Origin of the sequence: Arthrobacter pascens (assembly GCF_017052465.1) — a bacterium.
Lineage (GTDB): Bacteria > Actinomycetota > Actinomycetes > Actinomycetales > Micrococcaceae > Arthrobacter > Arthrobacter pascens.
The window spans coordinates 231837-247212 of sequence record NZ_JAFHKT010000151.1 but is presented as its reverse complement, the minus strand read 5'-3'; the positions used below and the strand labels follow the sequence as shown (position 1 = coordinate 247212).

Annotated in this window: 16 protein-coding genes and 2 pseudogenes; 7 read left to right on the top strand and 11 right to left on the bottom strand. The window is 66.5% G+C overall.

Annotated elements, in window-relative coordinates; translation table 11 throughout:
- Window positions 1-46: 46 nt before the first annotated feature.
- From JYA52_RS19325 to JYA52_RS19310, 4 genes are all read right to left on the bottom strand, one after another.
- Window positions 47-1186 carry a GGDEF domain-containing protein gene (locus tag JYA52_RS19325; protein WP_205654892.1) on the bottom strand — a complete coding sequence of 380 codons (1140 nt, stop codon included), beginning with the start codon at window positions 1184-1186 and terminating at the stop codon, window positions 47-49.
- Window positions 1187-1286: 100 nt separating this feature from the next.
- Window positions 1287-1607: a DMT family transporter gene (locus tag JYA52_RS19320; protein WP_205654891.1), complete on the bottom strand. Its 321-nt coding sequence runs from the start codon at window positions 1605-1607 to the stop codon at window positions 1287-1289.
- Complete coding sequence (locus JYA52_RS19315; RefSeq protein ID WP_205654890.1) at window positions 1604-1969, bottom strand: DMT family transporter; 366 nt, start codon at window positions 1967-1969, stop codon at window positions 1604-1606. Before JYA52_RS19315 ends, JYA52_RS19320 begins: the two co-directional genes overlap by 4 nt.
- A 2-nt stretch (window positions 1970-1971) precedes the next feature.
- Window positions 1972-2496: a TetR/AcrR family transcriptional regulator gene (locus tag JYA52_RS19310; protein ID WP_205654888.1), complete on the bottom strand. Its 525-nt coding sequence runs from the start codon at window positions 2494-2496 to the stop codon at window positions 1972-1974.
- A 178-nt stretch (window positions 2497-2674) separates the two neighbouring features.
- Here JYA52_RS19310 and JYA52_RS22835 point away from each other — a divergent pair.
- From JYA52_RS22835 to JYA52_RS19300, 3 genes and pseudogenes are all read left to right on the top strand, one after another.
- A pseudogene (locus JYA52_RS22835) lies at window positions 2675-2944 on the top strand (helix-turn-helix transcriptional regulator); the annotation flags it as partial.
- Window positions 2945-3022: 78 nt separating this feature from the next.
- Window positions 3023-3514, top strand: coding sequence for a GyrI-like domain-containing protein (locus tag JYA52_RS22580; protein ID WP_240460609.1), 492 nt, complete (start codon window positions 3023-3025; stop codon window positions 3512-3514).
- A gap of 99 nt (window positions 3515-3613) precedes the next feature.
- A complete protein-coding gene (locus JYA52_RS19300; protein WP_205654886.1) occupies window positions 3614-4621 on the top strand; it encodes a bile acid:sodium symporter family protein in 1008 nt (335 codons plus the stop codon).
- Window positions 4622-4654: 33 nt separating this feature from the next.
- On the opposite strand, the gene JYA52_RS19295 is transcribed toward JYA52_RS19300, so the two are convergent.
- The gene (locus JYA52_RS19295) at window positions 4655-6067 is read right to left on the bottom strand and encodes an aminotransferase-like domain-containing protein (protein ID WP_205654885.1); all 1413 of its coding nucleotides are present in this window, start codon (window positions 6065-6067) and stop codon (window positions 4655-4657) included.
- On the opposite strand from JYA52_RS19295, the pseudogene JYA52_RS19290 reads away from it, so the two are divergent.
- The 3 genes and pseudogenes from JYA52_RS19290 to JYA52_RS19280 form a co-directional block, all read left to right on the top strand.
- Window positions 6066-6986, top strand: a pseudogene (locus tag JYA52_RS19290) (DMT family transporter); the annotation flags it as partial. The gene JYA52_RS19295 and the pseudogene JYA52_RS19290 sit on opposite strands and share 2 nt — an antisense overlap.
- A 127-nt stretch (window positions 6987-7113) precedes the next feature.
- A complete protein-coding gene (locus JYA52_RS19285) occupies window positions 7114-7728 on the top strand; it encodes a GNAT family N-acetyltransferase (RefSeq protein WP_205654883.1) in 615 nt (204 codons plus the stop codon).
- Window positions 7729-7882: 154 nt separating this feature from the next.
- Window positions 7883-8200, top strand: a complete 318-nt coding sequence (locus JYA52_RS19280; protein ID WP_205654882.1) for a hypothetical protein — start codon at window positions 7883-7885, stop codon at window positions 8198-8200.
- A 55-nt stretch (window positions 8201-8255) separates the two neighbouring features.
- Here the strand turns inward: JYA52_RS19280 and JYA52_RS19275 are convergent, their stop codons facing one another.
- The 6 genes from JYA52_RS19275 to JYA52_RS19250 all read right to left on the bottom strand — a co-directional run bounded on the left by JYA52_RS19275 (window position 8256) and on the right by JYA52_RS19250 (window position 14497).
- A complete protein-coding gene (locus JYA52_RS19275) occupies window positions 8256-8807 on the bottom strand; it encodes a flavin reductase family protein (protein ID WP_240460545.1) in 552 nt (183 codons plus the stop codon).
- Window positions 8791-10221 carry an LLM class flavin-dependent oxidoreductase gene (locus JYA52_RS19270; protein WP_205654879.1) on the bottom strand — a complete coding sequence of 477 codons (1431 nt, stop codon included), beginning with the start codon at window positions 10219-10221 and terminating at the stop codon, window positions 8791-8793. Before JYA52_RS19270 ends, JYA52_RS19275 begins: the two co-directional genes overlap by 17 nt.
- A 34-nt stretch (window positions 10222-10255) precedes the next feature.
- Window positions 10256-11179 (bottom strand): ABC transporter permease, encoded by a 924-nt coding sequence (locus JYA52_RS19265; protein ID WP_205654877.1) that lies wholly within the window; start codon window positions 11177-11179, stop codon window positions 10256-10258.
- Window positions 11176-12084, bottom strand: a complete 909-nt coding sequence (locus tag JYA52_RS19260; protein ID WP_205654876.1) for an ABC transporter ATP-binding protein — start codon at window positions 12082-12084, stop codon at window positions 11176-11178. Before JYA52_RS19260 ends, JYA52_RS19265 begins: the two co-directional genes overlap by 4 nt.
- Before the next feature lie 406 nt (window positions 12085-12490).
- Window positions 12491-13192, bottom strand: coding sequence for a LacI family DNA-binding transcriptional regulator (locus JYA52_RS19255; protein ID WP_205654874.1), 702 nt, complete (start codon window positions 13190-13192; stop codon window positions 12491-12493).
- A gap of 249 nt (window positions 13193-13441) precedes the next feature.
- Window positions 13442-14497 carry a metallophosphoesterase family protein gene (locus JYA52_RS19250; RefSeq protein WP_205654872.1) on the bottom strand — a complete coding sequence of 352 codons (1056 nt, stop codon included), beginning with the start codon at window positions 14495-14497 and terminating at the stop codon, window positions 13442-13444.
- A gap of 262 nt (window positions 14498-14759) precedes the next feature.
- On the opposite strand from JYA52_RS19250, the gene JYA52_RS19245 reads away from it, so the two are divergent.
- Entirely contained in the window at window positions 14760-15368 is a 609-nt protein-coding gene (locus JYA52_RS19245; protein ID WP_240460544.1) for a hypothetical protein, read from the top strand.
- Window positions 15369-15376 lie beyond the last annotated feature (8 nt).

Here is a 15376-nt window from a genome sequence, read left to right as displayed (position 1 = left end):
GGTGTTCCGCTGCCTTGGGGGCAGCGGGGCACCGGTTTCTTGCTGGCTAGCCCAGAACTGCCCGGTTCCGCCCGAGGGATTTGGCCTCGTAGAGCGCGGCGTCAGCGGCGGCAATCGGCTCGTCCAGGGTGAGCACCCCGGCGTCCACCACAGCGATGCCGTAGCTGACGGTGGGCATTTTCGGCACACCGGGAATCGATCCCTCGGCGAGCCGCCGGCTGATTTCTTTGACGATGATCTCCGCGGAGTAGGGGCTCGCGCCGGGAGCAAAAACGATGAACTCCTCGCCGCCGTACCTCCCCACGAGGTCCGTGGAGCGCACCGTTGCGCGGCAGGCGTCGGCGAAGGCCTGGAGCGCCAGGTCGCCCGCAGCGTGCCCATGGGTGTCATTGATGGCCTTGAAGTGGTCCAGGTCCGCGAGGATCAGCGCTCCGCTGCTCCTGTTGCCCCTGCCGCGGCGGAGCTGCTCGGACGCCATTTCCATGAATGCGGACCTGTTGAGCAGGCCGGTGAGCCCGTCCTGGCTGGCGACGGTTGTCAGCGCCCGGGTGTGCTGTTCCGTGCTGAGCCCGGCCATGCTGAATGAGACCACCGCCAGGAGCACCATGGTGACCAGTGTGGTCACGGCGGAACCGAAGTAGGTCACGAACGTCGAGCTGTCCGGGCCCGCAGCGATAAAGACGATCAAGCGGAGCAGGTAGAACAGCGAAACGCCGGCTGCGGCGGTGGCCATCGGAATGCGGACCCGCGTGTACCCGGGCTCCAGCCGCCACAGTTCGCGTGACGTTAGGCCAATCATCAGTGACATCGACGCCAGGAAAACGGCGCCCCCGGCCCAGACGTTGGAGCCGGGATCGTCGAGGGCTGCAGCTACGCCCGCCACGGCGGGAGTGGTGATGAGCGGCCAGAAGTTATATCGCGGCGTCCGCAGCGAACGGGCGCCGGCCCAGGCACTCCCCGCCCCGGCAACCAGCAGGACATTTCCCAGCGTGTTGGCCCACCACTGGTGCGGCGTGCCGTTGAGGAGAAAGCATGCGGAACCGGAAAGAAACAGGAGCAGGGCGACGCACCACCACGCGCTGTACGGAGAGCGGGTGCTGCGGAAGGCGGAGAAGTAGAAAAGGAGACCCAACGCGAACGCCAGCACCGCGAAGGCAACCCGCAGTGTTGCCGTGTCCAGCACCATTCCCCAACCCCCGAATTCCCACCCGTTGTGCTGACCAGTATCGCACCGACGGGCGGCTCACCACTCAGGGCGCGTGGGAATCCTTTGTCTGGTTGTGTGTTTAGTGGGCGGCGCCGAGTTCGATGAGCAGCACACCGCCCATGATGAGGCCCAGGCCAAGGATCATGACCAGCGTGAGCGGTTCCTTGAACACGATCCTGCTGGCAACGGCTGTCAGGGCGACGCCGGCGGCAGACCAGATGCCGTAGGCCACTCCCAGGCTCATTCCCTGAGACAGCGTCAGGGTCAGGAAGGTGAATGCCAGCAGGTAGCCGGCCCCCACGGCCACGTACCAGATCTTCTTCCCTTCCGACACGAGGCGAAGGGACAAGGTGGCTGTGACTTCGGTAAGGATCGCTCCGGCCAAAAACAGCCACATCATCGGGCGGTCTCCTCTTTCACTGGTGCTCCGCGTTTCACTGGTGCTCCGCGGGATCCCAGTTCGACGCACAGCACTCCGCCGATGACCAATGTGATGCCGGCGAGCATCACCGGGGTCAGGGGCTCACCGAAAAGCACGGCGGCGAGCAGGGCAGTCAGGGCCACACCCGCAGCGGCCCAGATGCCGTAAGCCACACCCAGGGCCAGGCCCTGGCGCAGGACAGCGCCCAGCAAACCGAAGGCGGTCACATACCCCGCGCCCACGATGACAAATAGAACGGGATTCTCCAGAGCGGCTTTCAGGCACAGCGAAGCGATCACCTCACTGGCGATCGCCCCAGCCAGCAATAGCCATTTCGTCATGGTCAGTCTTTCAGTAGTCGTTCGGTGATGGCCCGGATGCCGGCCCTGAGCTCGGGTTCGGGAGGAAAGACGTCGGTAGCGGCCGCGAACCAGGCTCCCTCCGCGATGAGCCGCGCTGCGGTCAGGGAGGCCCGCTGCTCCAGGGGCAGATCCTCCGGAACCTCAACCCACATCGCCATGCGTTCCACCCATCGGGCCAGCAGGGGCTTCCGCAGCCGCGGGTCGGAGAGCATCACCAGATCCGCCTCGTCGAAGTCCCCGGTCAGGCACCACTCCAAGTACGTGCGCAAGCGCAGCGCCACCGGCGCGTCCTCCACCGGGCTCCCGAGACGCCGGGACAACTCCAGGTTCCAGCCCTCGGCCACCCTGTCCACGAGTGCGAGCATGAGCGCTTCCTTAGTACGGAAGTGGTGCATCACGCCCGGCTTACTCAACCCCACGTGACGGGCAGCCGACTCCAGGGAGACCGTCCCCCCGGAATTGAGGAGTTCCAGTGCACCGCTGAGGATCGCGTCTCTCGTAGTCATGACGCAACTGTACCAACCAACCGGAAGGTTGGTTGCCCGGCACAGGGCCTAGGAATGGGAACAGGACGGCTGCGTCCGGGTTCTGATCTTTTCGGGCAGGGATTGTCGGGTCAAACGGGCCGGAGTCTTCGTACCTTAGCGAAGCAAGGAGGTAGCCGCGCAGGAATGGAACCGGGCCATTGAACTCATCGAGGCGGACCTTGCCTCGCCGATCGACGTTGGACGTCTGGCACAGGTCGCCCTCACCTCGGAGTATCACTTTCGGCGGATGTTTGCCTCGCTTGCTGGCTTGCCGTTGTCTGAGTACATCAGGCGTCGGCGGCTGACAGCAGCGACAGCGGAAATTGTCGCCGGCCAGGTGGTACTGGACGTAGCGATCCGATACGGGTATGGCTCGGCCGAGGCGTTCACCCGGGCCTTCAAGGCCATGCACGGCCTCACTCCCTCACAGGCGCGACGCCCGGGCGCCGTGCTCCACTCACAGCCGCAATTACGATTTCATCTTCGAATCGAAGGGAGTGCTGACATGAAGCACCGCATAGTGAAGAAGGACGCCTTCCGCCTTATCGGGCTTAAGACGCTTGTCCGGCTCGTCTACGAGGGCCAGAATCCGGACATCGAGGAGTTCGAGCGGAGCCTGGGCCCGGGAGTGAGGCCGCGGCTGGCAGAGCTATCAGACACGGAGCCATTTGGGCTGCTGGCTGTCACCGAGAACATCGAGGAACCGGGAACAGAGGGAAGCGAATTGGACTACTGGCGCGCCGCGGCGTCATCACATACGGCGCCGGACGGATACGACTCCACAGATGTCCCGGCGGGCTTATGGGTCGTGTTCGAGACAGAAGGCAAGTTCCCCGAGGCCCTGCAGCATCTATGGGCTGACGCAGCGGCCGAGTGGTTCCCCGCCAATCCATACCGCTGGGCGCCCGGGCCACAACTGCTGAGCGTCCAACCGGAGCCAGACGGTTCACAAGGCCGCGGACAGCTATGGATCCCCATCGAAGCAAACAGCAGATAGCTTCATGCAAATTCCCTCGGTGTTCCGCCGCGCGGACACATTTGTCTGACATCTGTTCACGAATTGGTTCCCAGCGGGCTGAAGTGCCAGCATGTTTAGATGCTTGAGGCAACAACAAATCCCGAGACCTCCCCGGTCGCCGCTGACGCCGCACCACCCCTGAACCCGGCACTCGCCGCCGAGGCCAGGATTGCCCGCGTGGCCGTGACCGTTTTCCCGCTGCTGGTGCTCGCCGCCGGCCTGGCTGGCTTTCTGCTCCCTGACGCGTTCAAGCCGCTCGGCCCCAGCGTTCCGTATCTGCTGGGCATCATCATGTTCTGCATGGGGCTCACCCTCACGCCCCCGGACTTCGCCGCGGTGGCCAGGCGGCCCTGGGCTGTGGTGCTGGGCATCGTGGCCCACTACGTGATCATGCCGGGTGCGGGCTGGCTGATTGCGAACGCCCTCCAGCTCGAGCCGGCGCTGGCTGTGGGCCTCATCCTTGTTGGCTGCGCACCCTCAGGCACGGCCTCGAATGTCATGGCCTTCCTGGCCAAGGGCGATGTTGCGCTGTCCGTTGCCGTGGCCAGCGTCTCGACGCTCATCGCCCCCATCGTCACGCCGGTGCTGGTGCTCTTCCTGGCAGGATCATTCCTGACGATCGACGCCGGCGCCATGGTCCTGGACATCGTCAAGACCGTTCTCCTGCCGGTCATCGGCGGGCTCCTCGCACGCCTCTTCCTGAAGAACCTCGTCGCAAAGGCCCTTCCGGCACTTCCGTGGGCCTCCGCCGTCGTGATTTCCCTGATTGTGGCAGTGGTCGTGGCCGGCAGCGCCGGCAAGATCGTTGCCGCCGGCGGCATCGTGTTCCTCGCCGTGGTGCTTCACAACGGCTTCGGACTCGGGCTGGGGTACCTCGCCGGCAAGCTGGGCCGCCTGGACGATAAGGCCCGCCGGGCTCTCGCCTTCGAGGTGGGCATGCAGAACTCGGGCCTGGCCGCGACCCTGGCCACGGCACATTTCAGCCCGCTGGCTGCGCTGCCCTCTGCCGTGTTCTCGCTGTGGCACAACATTTCCGGCGCGATCGTCGCCGCCTGGCTCGCCCGAAAGCCGCTGAGCGACTCCTAAAGTCGGGCAAAGCCACCTCTCTTTGCCTGGTTCCTAGAGGCCGTTGCGTTCGATGGACCGGCCGATGATGCGCGCGCCCTCCGGGAATGCGCCCGGGTTCGGTCCCGCATAGTTGAGCCTGATGAACGGGCCCGCCGGCTCGGCCGGGAACCACTCCCGCCCGGCGGCGATGATCACCCCGGCGGCTTCGCAGTCGCGGGTCAGCCGTTCGAGGTCGGTCCCGTCGGGAAGGCGGGCCCAGAGGTTCAGGCCGCCCTTGGGGACCAGCTCGATATGCGCCTGCGGGGCATGCTCGCGCATGCTGGTGAGCAGGAGGTCACGGCGCGACTGCAGCTGGTGGCGGAGGCTGCGCAGGTGAGTCTGCCACCCAGGCTGCGTCACGACGTCGAGCGCTGCGGCCTGGAGCAGGCCACTGACATACATCGACTCGGCCGCCCGGTCCGCGAGGATGCGCTCACGTGCCGGGCCGCGCGCGATGACGGCGGCGACACGGATGGCCGGGGACACGCTCTTGGTCAGGGAACGAAGGTAGACCACATGGCCTGAGTCGTCGCGGGCGGCAACGGGCACGGGACTGGTGGCAATGCCGAAGTCGTGCGCCCAGTCGTCCTCCACCAGGAACGCACCCTTGGCGCGCACCACATCCAAGACCTCTTCACCCCGCCCTGCAGCCCACTGCGCACCGGTGGGGTTCGCGTAGTTCGGTTGGGCGTAGAACAGGCGGGCGCCGGTTTCGTCAAAGGCCCGGGCCAGTTCGGCCGGGTCCGGGCCGTCCGGTCCGCTGGGTACCGGGACAACGCGCACCCCGGCCTGCGCCGCAGCCAGAATGGCTCCCCAATATGTCGGCGATTCCATGAGCAGCGGCTGCCCGCGGCCCGCGAGCGCGCTGAAAATGGAACTGAGACCGCTCTGGCTTCCCGGCAGTACGACGACGTCACTCGGGTTCGGCGGCGTGGTTCCGGCCGGCGTCGAGGCACCGAGTTCGTGGGCAAACCACGATTGCAGTTCCGGCAGGCCGGCAGCCGGCGGGCGTGACACCGCAGCGTCGCCCCGGGCTGCGCGGGTGAGGGCGGCACGCACCAGCCGCTCGGGCAGGAGTTCCCGGTCCGGGTAGCCGGCATGGAAGGCGATGGCGTCGTTCGCCACGTCGCGCATGGTGGTGGAGGCCGACGGAAGCGGCGCCAGCGGTGACCGCAGGGCCGCCGTCTGCCAGCCGTAGTCCGAGGGACGCGCAGTCCGGACGGCCCGCACGAAGGTCCCTACCCCGGGCCGGCTCTCGATCAGCCCCTGCCCGGCCAAGGTCTGCAGGGCTTTCTGCACAGTGACGGGGCTGGCCTGGTACTCAGCAACCAACGACCGCGTGGACGGCAACTTTGCGCCGGGCGCAGCACCGGACATCCACTCCTTCAGCCGTGTCACTATGCGGGAACTGCTATCGTTGTTCATGAGAGATAATAGTAGCGCTACTGTACTTACAAGCCCAGTGTTACCCCCGCGGCACCGCAGTGGACTGTGGTGGGGCCTCGTCGGAGTAGCGGCATTCTCGTTCACCGTGCCGCTCACGCGCCTGGCCGTGGCAGGGCTCTCGCCGTTGTTCATCGGTTCGGCCCGCGCGGTCGTGGCGGCGGTCCTGGCCGCCTCCGCCCTCGCCCTCACCCGGCAGCGCCTTCCCCGTGGCCTGCAGTGGGCCCGGCTCGCGGTGGTGGCCGCCGGCGTCGTGATTGGATTTCCCTTCCTGACGTCCTTTGCGCTCACCAATACGCCGGCCAGCCACGGCGCGGTGGTCATCGCGCTGCTCCCGGCCGCGACGGCGACGGCCGCTGTCCTGAGGGGGCATGAGCGTCCCCCAGTAGCGTTCTGGCTTATCACCGGCGCGGGCGCGCTGGCGGCTATTGCCTTCGCGTCCATGCAATCCGGCGGCTTCGGACAGCTGCACTCGGCGGACCTCCTGCTCCTCGGCGCAGTGGTGGCAGCGGCCATCGGCTATGCGGAGGGCGGCCTGTTGGCCCGCGAGCTCGGCCCGTGGCAGACCGTGTCCTGGGCGTTGGTGCTGGCATCGCCGCTGATGGTGTTCCTGACGATCGTCTCCATAGCCCAGCAGCTTCCGTCCGCAACGCCAGTCCAGTGGGCGGCCTTTGCATACCTTGGCGTCGTCAGCATGTTCCTGGGATTTTTCGCGTGGTACCGCGGCCTGGCCATTGGCCCCATGGCCAGCGTCAGCCAGGTTCAGCTAATCCAGCCCGTGCTGAGCATCTGCTGGGCCGGACTCCTGCTGGGTGAAATCCTGGGCTGGACCACGATCATCGGAGGCGCCGCCGTCATTCTCTGCGCAGGTGCCGCAGTCCGCGTCCGGCTCAGCCCGCCGCCAACGCCACTGAAAACTACCCAGCCGGGCAAGGTGAAACTGCCCTTGACGTCCGGGGACGGCGCTGGCAACGTCGTGACCACCGGCCGCGATGCAGCGGCCGGATTCCGAGAGGCGGTGCCGAGAGATGGGGCAAGGACCGGCGGATGAGATCCGCATTGTGCCCGCGAACGAAGCGTCCTGGGAGGACCTGCAGGCCGTCATGGGCACACGCGGCGAAGCATCCCGGTGCATGTGCCAGTGGTTCAAGATCCGGGACAAGGACTGGAAATCAGTTCCGGTCGAGGAACTGGCCGGGCGCCTGCGCGCGCAGGCCGGATGCGGGGATCCCGCCGCCACGACGACCAGCGGCCTGGTCGCCTACCTCGGAGGCGAGCCCGCGGGCTGGTGCGCCGTGGAGCCCCGCACGGCCTATGTCCGCATGCTTCGCATGCGCGTCCCGTGGGCGGACCGGAACGAAGACAGGACCGACGACGGCGTCTGGGCAGTGACCTGCTTTGTCACCCGCACCGGCTTCCGGCGCCGCGGCATCAGCCGGGCGCTGGCAAGCGCCGCCGTCGAATTCGCCCGCGAGCGCGGCGCCCGGGCCATTGAGGGCTACCCGATCGTCACCCGGCCCGGCCAGGAGTACTCCTGGGGCGAGCTCTACGTCGGCAGCGGCAGCATTTTCGCCGACTCCGGGTTCTCGGAGGTCAGCCGGCCCACCCCACGGCGCGCCGTGATGCGGATCGATTTCCCCTAGCCCCGGGGCCTTTTCGCGGCCCTCCGATCGGCGCAGCGTTTTGCGCAGAGAATAGTAAGCATGCTTTGCTTACCGGGTAAGCATTACTCCCGCAAGCAGTTCGCGGCGGGGCCCGCCAAGCCGGCAGCCCCGTGAAAAGCCCAAAGGAATGAACATGATTACCCTGAACGAACGCCCGGACGAAACGAAGAAGACTACGCGGGCGAGCTGGGCCGGCGCTGCCGCCGGCCTCGGCGATGAGACGCTTTCAGCCCTGGACACCGGGCTGATGGCCACCTTCAGCTCCCGCGTGCACTGCCGCAGGCCCATGGAGCTGGTGGACCCGCACGAGGTTTCCCCGCGCCAGCCCCTGCAGGTGGACGGCCTTTCCTTGGCCCAGCAGGCGCCGGCGGAGCAGCCGGTCACGTATCGCTGCCAGTGCGGCTTCACGATGGACGAGGCCGCCGTCCGCGACTACGCCATCGCCAGCTGACACTTGCTGGCGACCAGCTGACACTTGCGCATGGGGCGGGTGGCGGCAGCAGCGGTCACACGTAGCTCGGAACCTCCAGGCTCCGGAACTCCGAACCCTGGAAGATGAGCGGGTCGCCGCTGTTGTCCCGGACCGAGGTCCCGTGGACACGGAGCAGGACAACTGTGTGGTCGCCGGCCGGGACTTCGCTCTCCACCGAGCAGTCCAGCCAGAGCCCGGCGTCGTTCAGGAAAACGGCTCCGGGCTCTGTGGCGGTGAGCCCCACGCCGGCAAAACGGTCCGCAGACTTCGACGCAATCTGCCGGCACACGCCGCTTTGCGAGGCGGCGAGGACCGAGACCCCGATCCGGCCGCCTGCCCGGACCAGCGGCCAAGTCCTCGAAACGTTCTGCACGGCAAACATCACCAGCGGCGGATCCAGCGAGACACCCACGGTGAAGGTGGATGCAACAAGTCCCTGCGGCGCCCCGTCCACGAGCGTGCACAGAGCTGCCACGCCTGACGGGACGTGCCCGAAGGCTTCCCGCAGGGCGGCCGGATCCAGGTCACGGTCCAGGACGGCGTTCGCCGACTCCCGGTTCAGATATAACTCACGGTTCAGATACAAGGAGTTCTCTTCTCGTCGGGCCTGCTGCGTCGGCGTCTTCCGCGTTGGTGTTTTCCGCATACGCGTTCTCCGCATAGGCGTTCGCCGGCAGGGCCAGGCCATAGTGGTCACGCAGCGTCGTCCCGGAGTAGCTGCGGCGGAAGAGGCCCCTGGCGCGCAGGATGGGGACGACGTGGTCCACGAACGCGTCCAGTCCGGACGGAAGCACGGGCGGCATGATGTTGAAGCCGTCCGCTGCTCCTTTCTCAAACCAGCCCTGGATCGCGTCGGCAACCTGTTCGGGCGTGCCTGAGAACGTCCGGTGCCCGCGGCCGCCGCCGAGCCGCCCGATCAGCTGGCGCACGGTAAGGCGTTCCCGCCGGGCGAGGTCCACGATCAGCGTGTACCTGCTCTTGGCCCCCTCGATGGCGTCCTCCGAGGGGAGGTCCTCCGGCAGCTGTGCGTCCAGCGGGAGGGATTCGGGGGAAACCCTCAGGACGCTTGCCAGCTGCTTCCGTGCATGCTCGGGGTGGATGAGCTCGTCGAGCCGCTGTTCCAGGCGGCGGGCCTCCTGCTCCGTGGATCCGATGATGGGGACGATGCCCGGCAGGACCTTGATGGTCTCGGGATCGCGTCCGACGGCGGCAGTCTTCTTTTTCAGGTCAGCGTAGAACCGCTGGGCTTCCGGGAGGGTCTGCTGCGCGGTGAACACGGCGTCGGCGTAGCGGGCCGCGAAGTCCTTGCCGCTCTCCGAGGAGCCGGCCTGGACGATGAGCGGATGGCCCTGCGGCGGACGCGGCACGTCCAGCGGTCCCTGGATCCGGAAGTACCGGCCGGCGTGGTTCACCGCGTGGACGCGGGAACTGTCTGCCCAGAGGCCTGCGGCCTTGTCTCCGACGGGGGCGCCGTCCTCCCAGCTGTCCCAGAGCTTCCGCGCCACGTCCAGGAATTCGGCGGCCCGCTCATACCGCCGCCAGTGCGCCGGCTGGTCCTCCAGCGAGAAGTTCCGCGCCGCGGCTTCACCGGCGGTGGTCACCACGTTCCAGCCGGCGCGCCCGCCGCTGATGTGGTCCAGCGAGGCGAAGCGCCGGGCGAGGTTGTAGGGATCGTTGTACGTGGTGGACGCCGTGGCGATCAGCCCGATCCGCTCCGTGACGGCGGCGATGGCACTCAGCAGCAGCGTCGGTTCGAGCGTCCCGTAAGGGCGCTGGCGCACGTCGCCGTGCAGCACGGGCGAGTCGGCGAAGAAGATCGAATCGAACGTTCCCCGTTCGGCCGTCCGCGCCAGCCGCTGGAAGTGCGCCAGCTGCGTGCCCGCAAAGCTGTCGGTTTCGGGCAGTCGCCACGATGCCTCATGGTGTCCCGTGGACATGAGGAAGGCGTTCAGGTGCAGCCGGCGTCCGCCGTCGGCTGCTTCGCGCTTGGATGCAGTCATTGCTTGGTTCCTTCGTGTGTAGGGGTGGGCGCCGCTAGGCGGCTTGCGATCCGACGGCGGTGCGCCAGCGGGAGAAATGGCGTTCGACGGCAACTAGCAGGTAGTTCACCAGCAGGCCTAGCAGCGAAACAGTCAGGATTCCCGCGTACATGTCCGGGATGAGGAAACTCATTTGCGAGTTCACGATCAGGTATCCAAGACCTGCCTTGGCGCCGACCATCTCAGCCGCAATGAGAACGAGGATGGAGGACGTTCCGGCCATCCGGATTCCGGTGAAGATGGTGGGCACGGCGGACGGCAGGATGACCTTCTGGAAGAGCTGGAAGTTGGACAGTCCCAGCGAGCGGGCAGCCCGGATGAGCAGCGGATCCACCGTCCGGACGCCGGCGATCGTGTTCAGCAGCACGGGGAAGAACGCCGCGTAGGCCACGATGCTGATCTTGGAGGTTTCCCCGATGCCGAGGAGCAGCGTGAAGACCGGGAGCAGCGCCAGGGCGGCGGTGTTCCGGAAGACTTCGAGGAGCGGATTCAGGAAGCTGTCGAGGGACCGGTACCAGGCAACCAGCAGGCCCAGGGCCACGGCGGCCACCACGGCGATGCCGAAGCCGCTGGCCGAGCGGCTCAGGCTCGCTGCCAGGTGGCTCTGCAGCTGGCCCTTCTCGACGAGCGATGCCAGGGCTTCGAGCACCACATGCAGTGGCGGGAGGAACACCCGGGTGGAGGCGGGCGCCAGGTAGGTAGGGCCGAGTTCCCACAGCAGCAGGAACAGGATGATGGCGCCGGAACCCCAGATGCCGCGCCCCGCTAGTCGGGCGCCGGAGCGGAGCCTGGCGGCACCGGCCTTGGGCGTCCGGGCAACCGGTTCGTTCCCTTGGTTGGCGGCGGCGGTGACTGCGGCCGGGGCCGCGGTCCCGGCCGGGGTCTGCTGGTTCTTGGTCAGGGTCGGGGTGCTCATCATGCTGCCTTTCCGGTGGAGAGGACCGGTGCTTCGTCAGGGGCTGAACCGTCCGGCTGGATCTTCGCGTGGCCGGCCTGCTGGGCGCGCCGGACCTCATCGTGCAGGAGCGACCAGACCTGGTGCCGGTGCTCGACGAACGCCGCGTTGGAGCGGACGTCCTCGTCCCCGGAGCGGTCGCCAAGATCGATGTCCACAATCTGTTTGAGCCGGCCCGGCCGGGAGCTGAGAACGGCGACGCGCTGCCCCAGGTAGACGGCTTCGTCAATGCCGTGGGTGATGAAGATGATGGTCTTGCCGGTGGTGGCCCAGATGCGCAGCAGTTCTTCCTGGAGTTGTTCGCGTGTCTGGGCGTCCAGCGCCGCAAAGGGCTCGTCCATGAGCAGGACGTCCGGCTCATAGGCCAGGCTGCGGGCGATCGCCACCCGCTGCTTCATTCCGCCGGACAGCTCATGGGGGTACCGGTCCTCAAAACCGCCCAGGCCCACGAGCTCCAGGTATTCGCTGGCTTTGCGGGCGCGTTCCCTCCGGCTGAGGCGCTTGCCGTCGCTGCCCGGGCCTTCGAGGCCGAAGGAGACATTCGCGGCCGCGGTGCGCCAGGGGAAGAGGGCATACTGCTGGAAAACGACGGCGCGGTCCCGGCCCGGTCCGGTGACCTCACTGCCATCCACGAGGACCCTGCCGGTGTCCGGTTTGGTCAGCCCGGCAAGGAGGTCGAGGAGCGTGGTTTTGCCTGAGCCGCTCGGGCCAACGAGGGTGATGAATTCCCCGGCGGAAACGTCCAGGGAAATTCCGTCCAGGGCCGTCAGCACTGAGCCTTCCGGAATCTCTTTCGTTGGCCTGACGGTGAATTTCTTGGTGATGTTCTGCAGGCTGATTTTCGGTGTGGGGCCGGTACCGGAGGTCATGGCTGGGGTTCCCTTCAGCAGGTCGTCTGGATTCGTCGTATTGCCGGTGGTTGGCTCGTGTCCACCATCAGAGCAGAGTTGAATCCGGGCCTGAAGGGCCTGGTCACGAGGGGAAACCGGGCGTAATGCGCCGGGCCGGGCGCCGTCCCTACCGTGCGTGCGCCGGCCGGTCACACGGCGCAACGGACCGTAAGAGGAGGTTCACATGGCGACGTCTGCAGCGCCCAAAAGGGGAATCAGAAGGCGATTTCCTGCCGTGTGCCGGGCCATTGGGTCGCGGGTGTTAATGAACGCTACGGCGTGTGACTGCAGACGTCACAAGGCATCCCGGCAAGGTGCCGGGCAGGAAAATCCGCGCCGGCCTTCCGATTGTTACGCCGGGCCGCGGCCGAAAAACCGTCCGCGCTTAGGTGCGGGCAATCCGTGAGAAGGCACCACTTCCGGAAGGCGCCTCACGGTAAGCGTCGAGCGAGGCGCCACGCATCGTCAGCCTCCTTGGCGCGGCCACGCGCACACCGTGTGCGGGCGCATTTCCGACCAGCCGGTCCACGAGCATGCCCACGGCCAGTTCGGAAATCGACTCCGCCCCCGCCGCAGATGCCGCGGGATCAGCAACGCCGGGAACCAGGACGTCAAAGCCGGCGGGCTGCATGACCGCTGAAATGATTACTTGCGCGACCCCGCGCTTGGCGAGTTCGCTGACGGTTCCGTCGTCCGCCGCATGGGGCGGCAGTGCGCCCACAATGATTCCGTCCGCGCCGCCGGAAAGCATGAACTGCCGCCATGCGCTGCCCAGGATGATGACTGCCTGGTAGCCGTGCTTCGGAAGGATGGCCGCGGCCGCCGCGGCAAGCGCACGGTCCGGCGGCCATTCCAGGTCGCCGATGGCAATGGCAACCCGGTCTGTCCGGCCCAGGCGCATCCCGCGGGCCGCCTGGTTCGGCACGTAGCCGAGCTCGGCAGCGGCAGCGAGCACCCGGTCGTGGGTAGTTTGGCTGATCCTGGTGGTGCCGCCGTGCCTTCCGGAGAGCACGTAGGACACCGCGGTCAGCGAGACCCTGGCCCTGACGGCAACATCACGCAGAGTCGGGTTTGATCCATTTTTCATTGTTCAGCCCCCACGGAGTGGGTGATCTTTGACGGTTCGAGCTGAAAGATACCCTCGGCGGCGATGATGTGGCTGTAGTACCAGAGTGTCCGGGCGGCCATGTCTTCCTCCAAGCCTGCACGACTAGCTGTCCGTCGAACAGAGCCCATAGTGCGCCAGCGGGCTTCTGAAAACCTTGGAGTAGCCGCCAAATGCGCGGGCCGGCCCACCCGAATTGGTGGTGTGCTTGCCGTTATAGGGCGGCTCCGTTCAGGAGCTGTACGGCACGCGCTCCCAGCTGAGCGCCTCTCCGGTGGACGCGTTGGGAGCGACGGTGACGCGCAGCCATTCGTTGGACGTGGCCGCGCCTTCCACCGTCACGCGGCGCAGGTTGCCTACGGTTTCCTGGCCGTAGACCTCCAGCCAGGGCGATCCTGCAGCCAAGGGCGAGTCGTCATTGTAGATATGGGAGTCACCGTTGAAGAGGTAGACGTGGCCGCCGAACTGCCGGGAACCTTGCACGATGGCTTCGACGATCGGCCGGAAGCCGCTGACCAGCTCGGGATTTTCCGTTACTCCCTGGGAGAGCATGTAGGGATCGAACATGTCGGCCTGCGTCATCACGACGACGGCACGGGCGTTGGTCCGCTGGGCGTCGGCAAACGTCTGCTTCAGCTGCGCGACGTCCGCCGCAGTCCGGGACTGGACTTCCGCGAGCTGCTCGGTGGTGGGTTCGGCAAGTCCAAGCCCGGTCCACGGCAGCCGCGAGTTGTTCGACCCCTGGACATTGACGACGGAGAAGGCCACACGCTGCTCCGCAAAGGTGACATTCTCGGGCAGCCCCGCCGCGTCAGCCGCTTTCACGGGCATGTTTCCGCCGAGCGTTTTGCCAGGCTCGGCAAAGAACAGCTCGCGCAGCTCATTCAGGCGCTCCAAGGGGTTGTAGGAACCGTTGTTGACGCGGTGGCAGTCAACCCATTCGTTGTCGCCCGGCGTGTAGACGAGCGGAGCCTCGAAGCGATCAAACTGCGCCTTGATGGCGGCGAAGTAGTCGTTGCTGCACTCGGCCGATCCTGCCTTGATGTCGCCCAAATGTGCCACGAAGCTCAGCTCGTCCTGGGTGTTCAGTTCGGTGACCATCTGTGGAAAGCGGTCAACCTGCTCGGAACCGTAAGGTACATCGCCGATTACGGCGAAGGAGAAGGAGTCCGGGTTCGGCTGGCGGCCCTGATCGTCGGCAACGGCAGCGCCGGCGAAAGCGGAGGAGGACAGGAGAGAAAGTGCAGCAGCGGCACCCAGAATTCGGGCAGGTGTAGGCAGTGGCATGGCATGCTCCGTCACATCTTGTTGGGGTGATGAGGGCGAAGCTAGCCGCAGCAGGCCACACGCACGGGAAGCTAAGGCGTCGCGGAAGTGAACACGGCGCCCCGGCACGGCGGAAAGACTGTCCGACCACGGCACGTCTGCCGAAACCTCAACGGCGATCGGTCCCGCAAGCGTCAGCCGCACCGACCCTTGTCTCGGCTGAACTGTTCACCATAGCTTCACCAGAGGTCTTGGTCCGGCTGGCATGCTTCAAACTATGGATATGCAGGACGAAACACCTCGCGCTATGGACGACTCGCAGGTCTGGGAACAGCTACGCGCAGCCCACACCGCCTATATGGCAGCAACCTCGCCGGCATACGACGAGGTGCTCACCGAAGTCGCTGATCGGATTCAGGCGACCGCCAGCATCGGCAAGGCCGACATGGGGGCCTTGCTTTTCTGGAAACGGCTCCGTGCGGATACGCCGTGGGTCCGAGACCTGATGAAAATGCAGGATCTGGAAGTGCGGGCGGTGACGGCGGGGGCTGTGTCTGCCGTGAACGACCTCTCGCTCTCCGTACCCAAAGCGGCCTCTGCCGGTCGGGGCGCGCTGTCGCCCTTGCCTGGCTTCGAAAAGGGAGACGCCTACGCGTCAGCCCTTCTGCTGGCCGCAGCGCCTTTGCGGATGGCAGTGTATGATCGGCGCGCCAACGCCGGGCTGGAGTCTTTGGGTCGTACGCTCTCCGCGGCGCCCGGCAGGTACAAGCGCTACATGGAGTTCGTGGAAGATCTGCGGTTGATCGCGAAGCGACAGGGGCACACCTGGACTGCCAGAGATGTCGACGTCGCGCTCTACTGGCTCGGCGGCCCGAATCGGCTGCCAACATAAGGCGGGCC

What these genes read in the sequence shown, in the direction of transcription:
- JYA52_RS19325 (WP_205654892.1), bottom strand. Translation starts at nt 1,186, where the DNA reads ATGGTGCTGGACACGGCAACACTGCGGGTTGCCTTCGCGGTGCTGGCG.
- JYA52_RS19320 (WP_205654891.1), bottom strand. Translation starts at nt 1,607, where the DNA reads ATGATGTGGCTGTTTTTGGCCGGAGCGATCCTTACCGAAGTCACAGCC.
- JYA52_RS19315 (WP_205654890.1), bottom strand. Translation starts at nt 1,969, where the DNA reads ATGACGAAATGGCTATTGCTGGCTGGGGCGATCGCCAGTGAGGTGATC.
- JYA52_RS19310 (WP_205654888.1), bottom strand. Translation starts at nt 2,496, where the DNA reads ATGACTACGAGAGACGCGATCCTCAGCGGTGCACTGGAACTCCTCAAT.
- JYA52_RS22580 (WP_240460609.1), top strand. Translation starts at nt 3,023, where the DNA reads ATGAAGCACCGCATAGTGAAGAAGGACGCCTTCCGCCTTATCGGGCTT.
- JYA52_RS19300 (WP_205654886.1), top strand. Translation starts at nt 3,614, where the DNA reads ATGCTTGAGGCAACAACAAATCCCGAGACCTCCCCGGTCGCCGCTGAC.
- JYA52_RS19295 (WP_205654885.1), bottom strand. Translation starts at nt 6,067, where the DNA reads ATGAACAACGATAGCAGTTCCCGCATAGTGACACGGCTGAAGGAGTGG.
- JYA52_RS19285 (WP_205654883.1), top strand. Translation starts at nt 7,114, where the DNA reads ATGGGGCAAGGACCGGCGGATGAGATCCGCATTGTGCCCGCGAACGAA.
- JYA52_RS19280 (WP_205654882.1), top strand. Translation starts at nt 7,883, where the DNA reads ATGATTACCCTGAACGAACGCCCGGACGAAACGAAGAAGACTACGCGG.
- JYA52_RS19270 (WP_205654879.1), bottom strand. Translation starts at nt 10,221, where the DNA reads ATGACTGCATCCAAGCGCGAAGCAGCCGACGGCGGACGCCGGCTGCAC.
- JYA52_RS19265 (WP_205654877.1), bottom strand. Translation starts at nt 11,179, where the DNA reads ATGATGAGCACCCCGACCCTGACCAAGAACCAGCAGACCCCGGCCGGG.
- JYA52_RS19260 (WP_205654876.1), bottom strand. Translation starts at nt 12,084, where the DNA reads ATGACCTCCGGTACCGGCCCCACACCGAAAATCAGCCTGCAGAACATC.
- JYA52_RS19255 (WP_205654874.1), bottom strand. Translation starts at nt 13,192, where the DNA reads ATGAAAAATGGATCAAACCCGACTCTGCGTGATGTTGCCGTCAGGGCC.
- JYA52_RS19250 (WP_205654872.1), bottom strand. Translation starts at nt 14,497, where the DNA reads ATGCCACTGCCTACACCTGCCCGAATTCTGGGTGCCGCTGCTGCACTT.
- JYA52_RS19245 (WP_240460544.1), top strand. Translation starts at nt 14,760, where the DNA reads ATGCAGGACGAAACACCTCGCGCTATGGACGACTCGCAGGTCTGGGAA.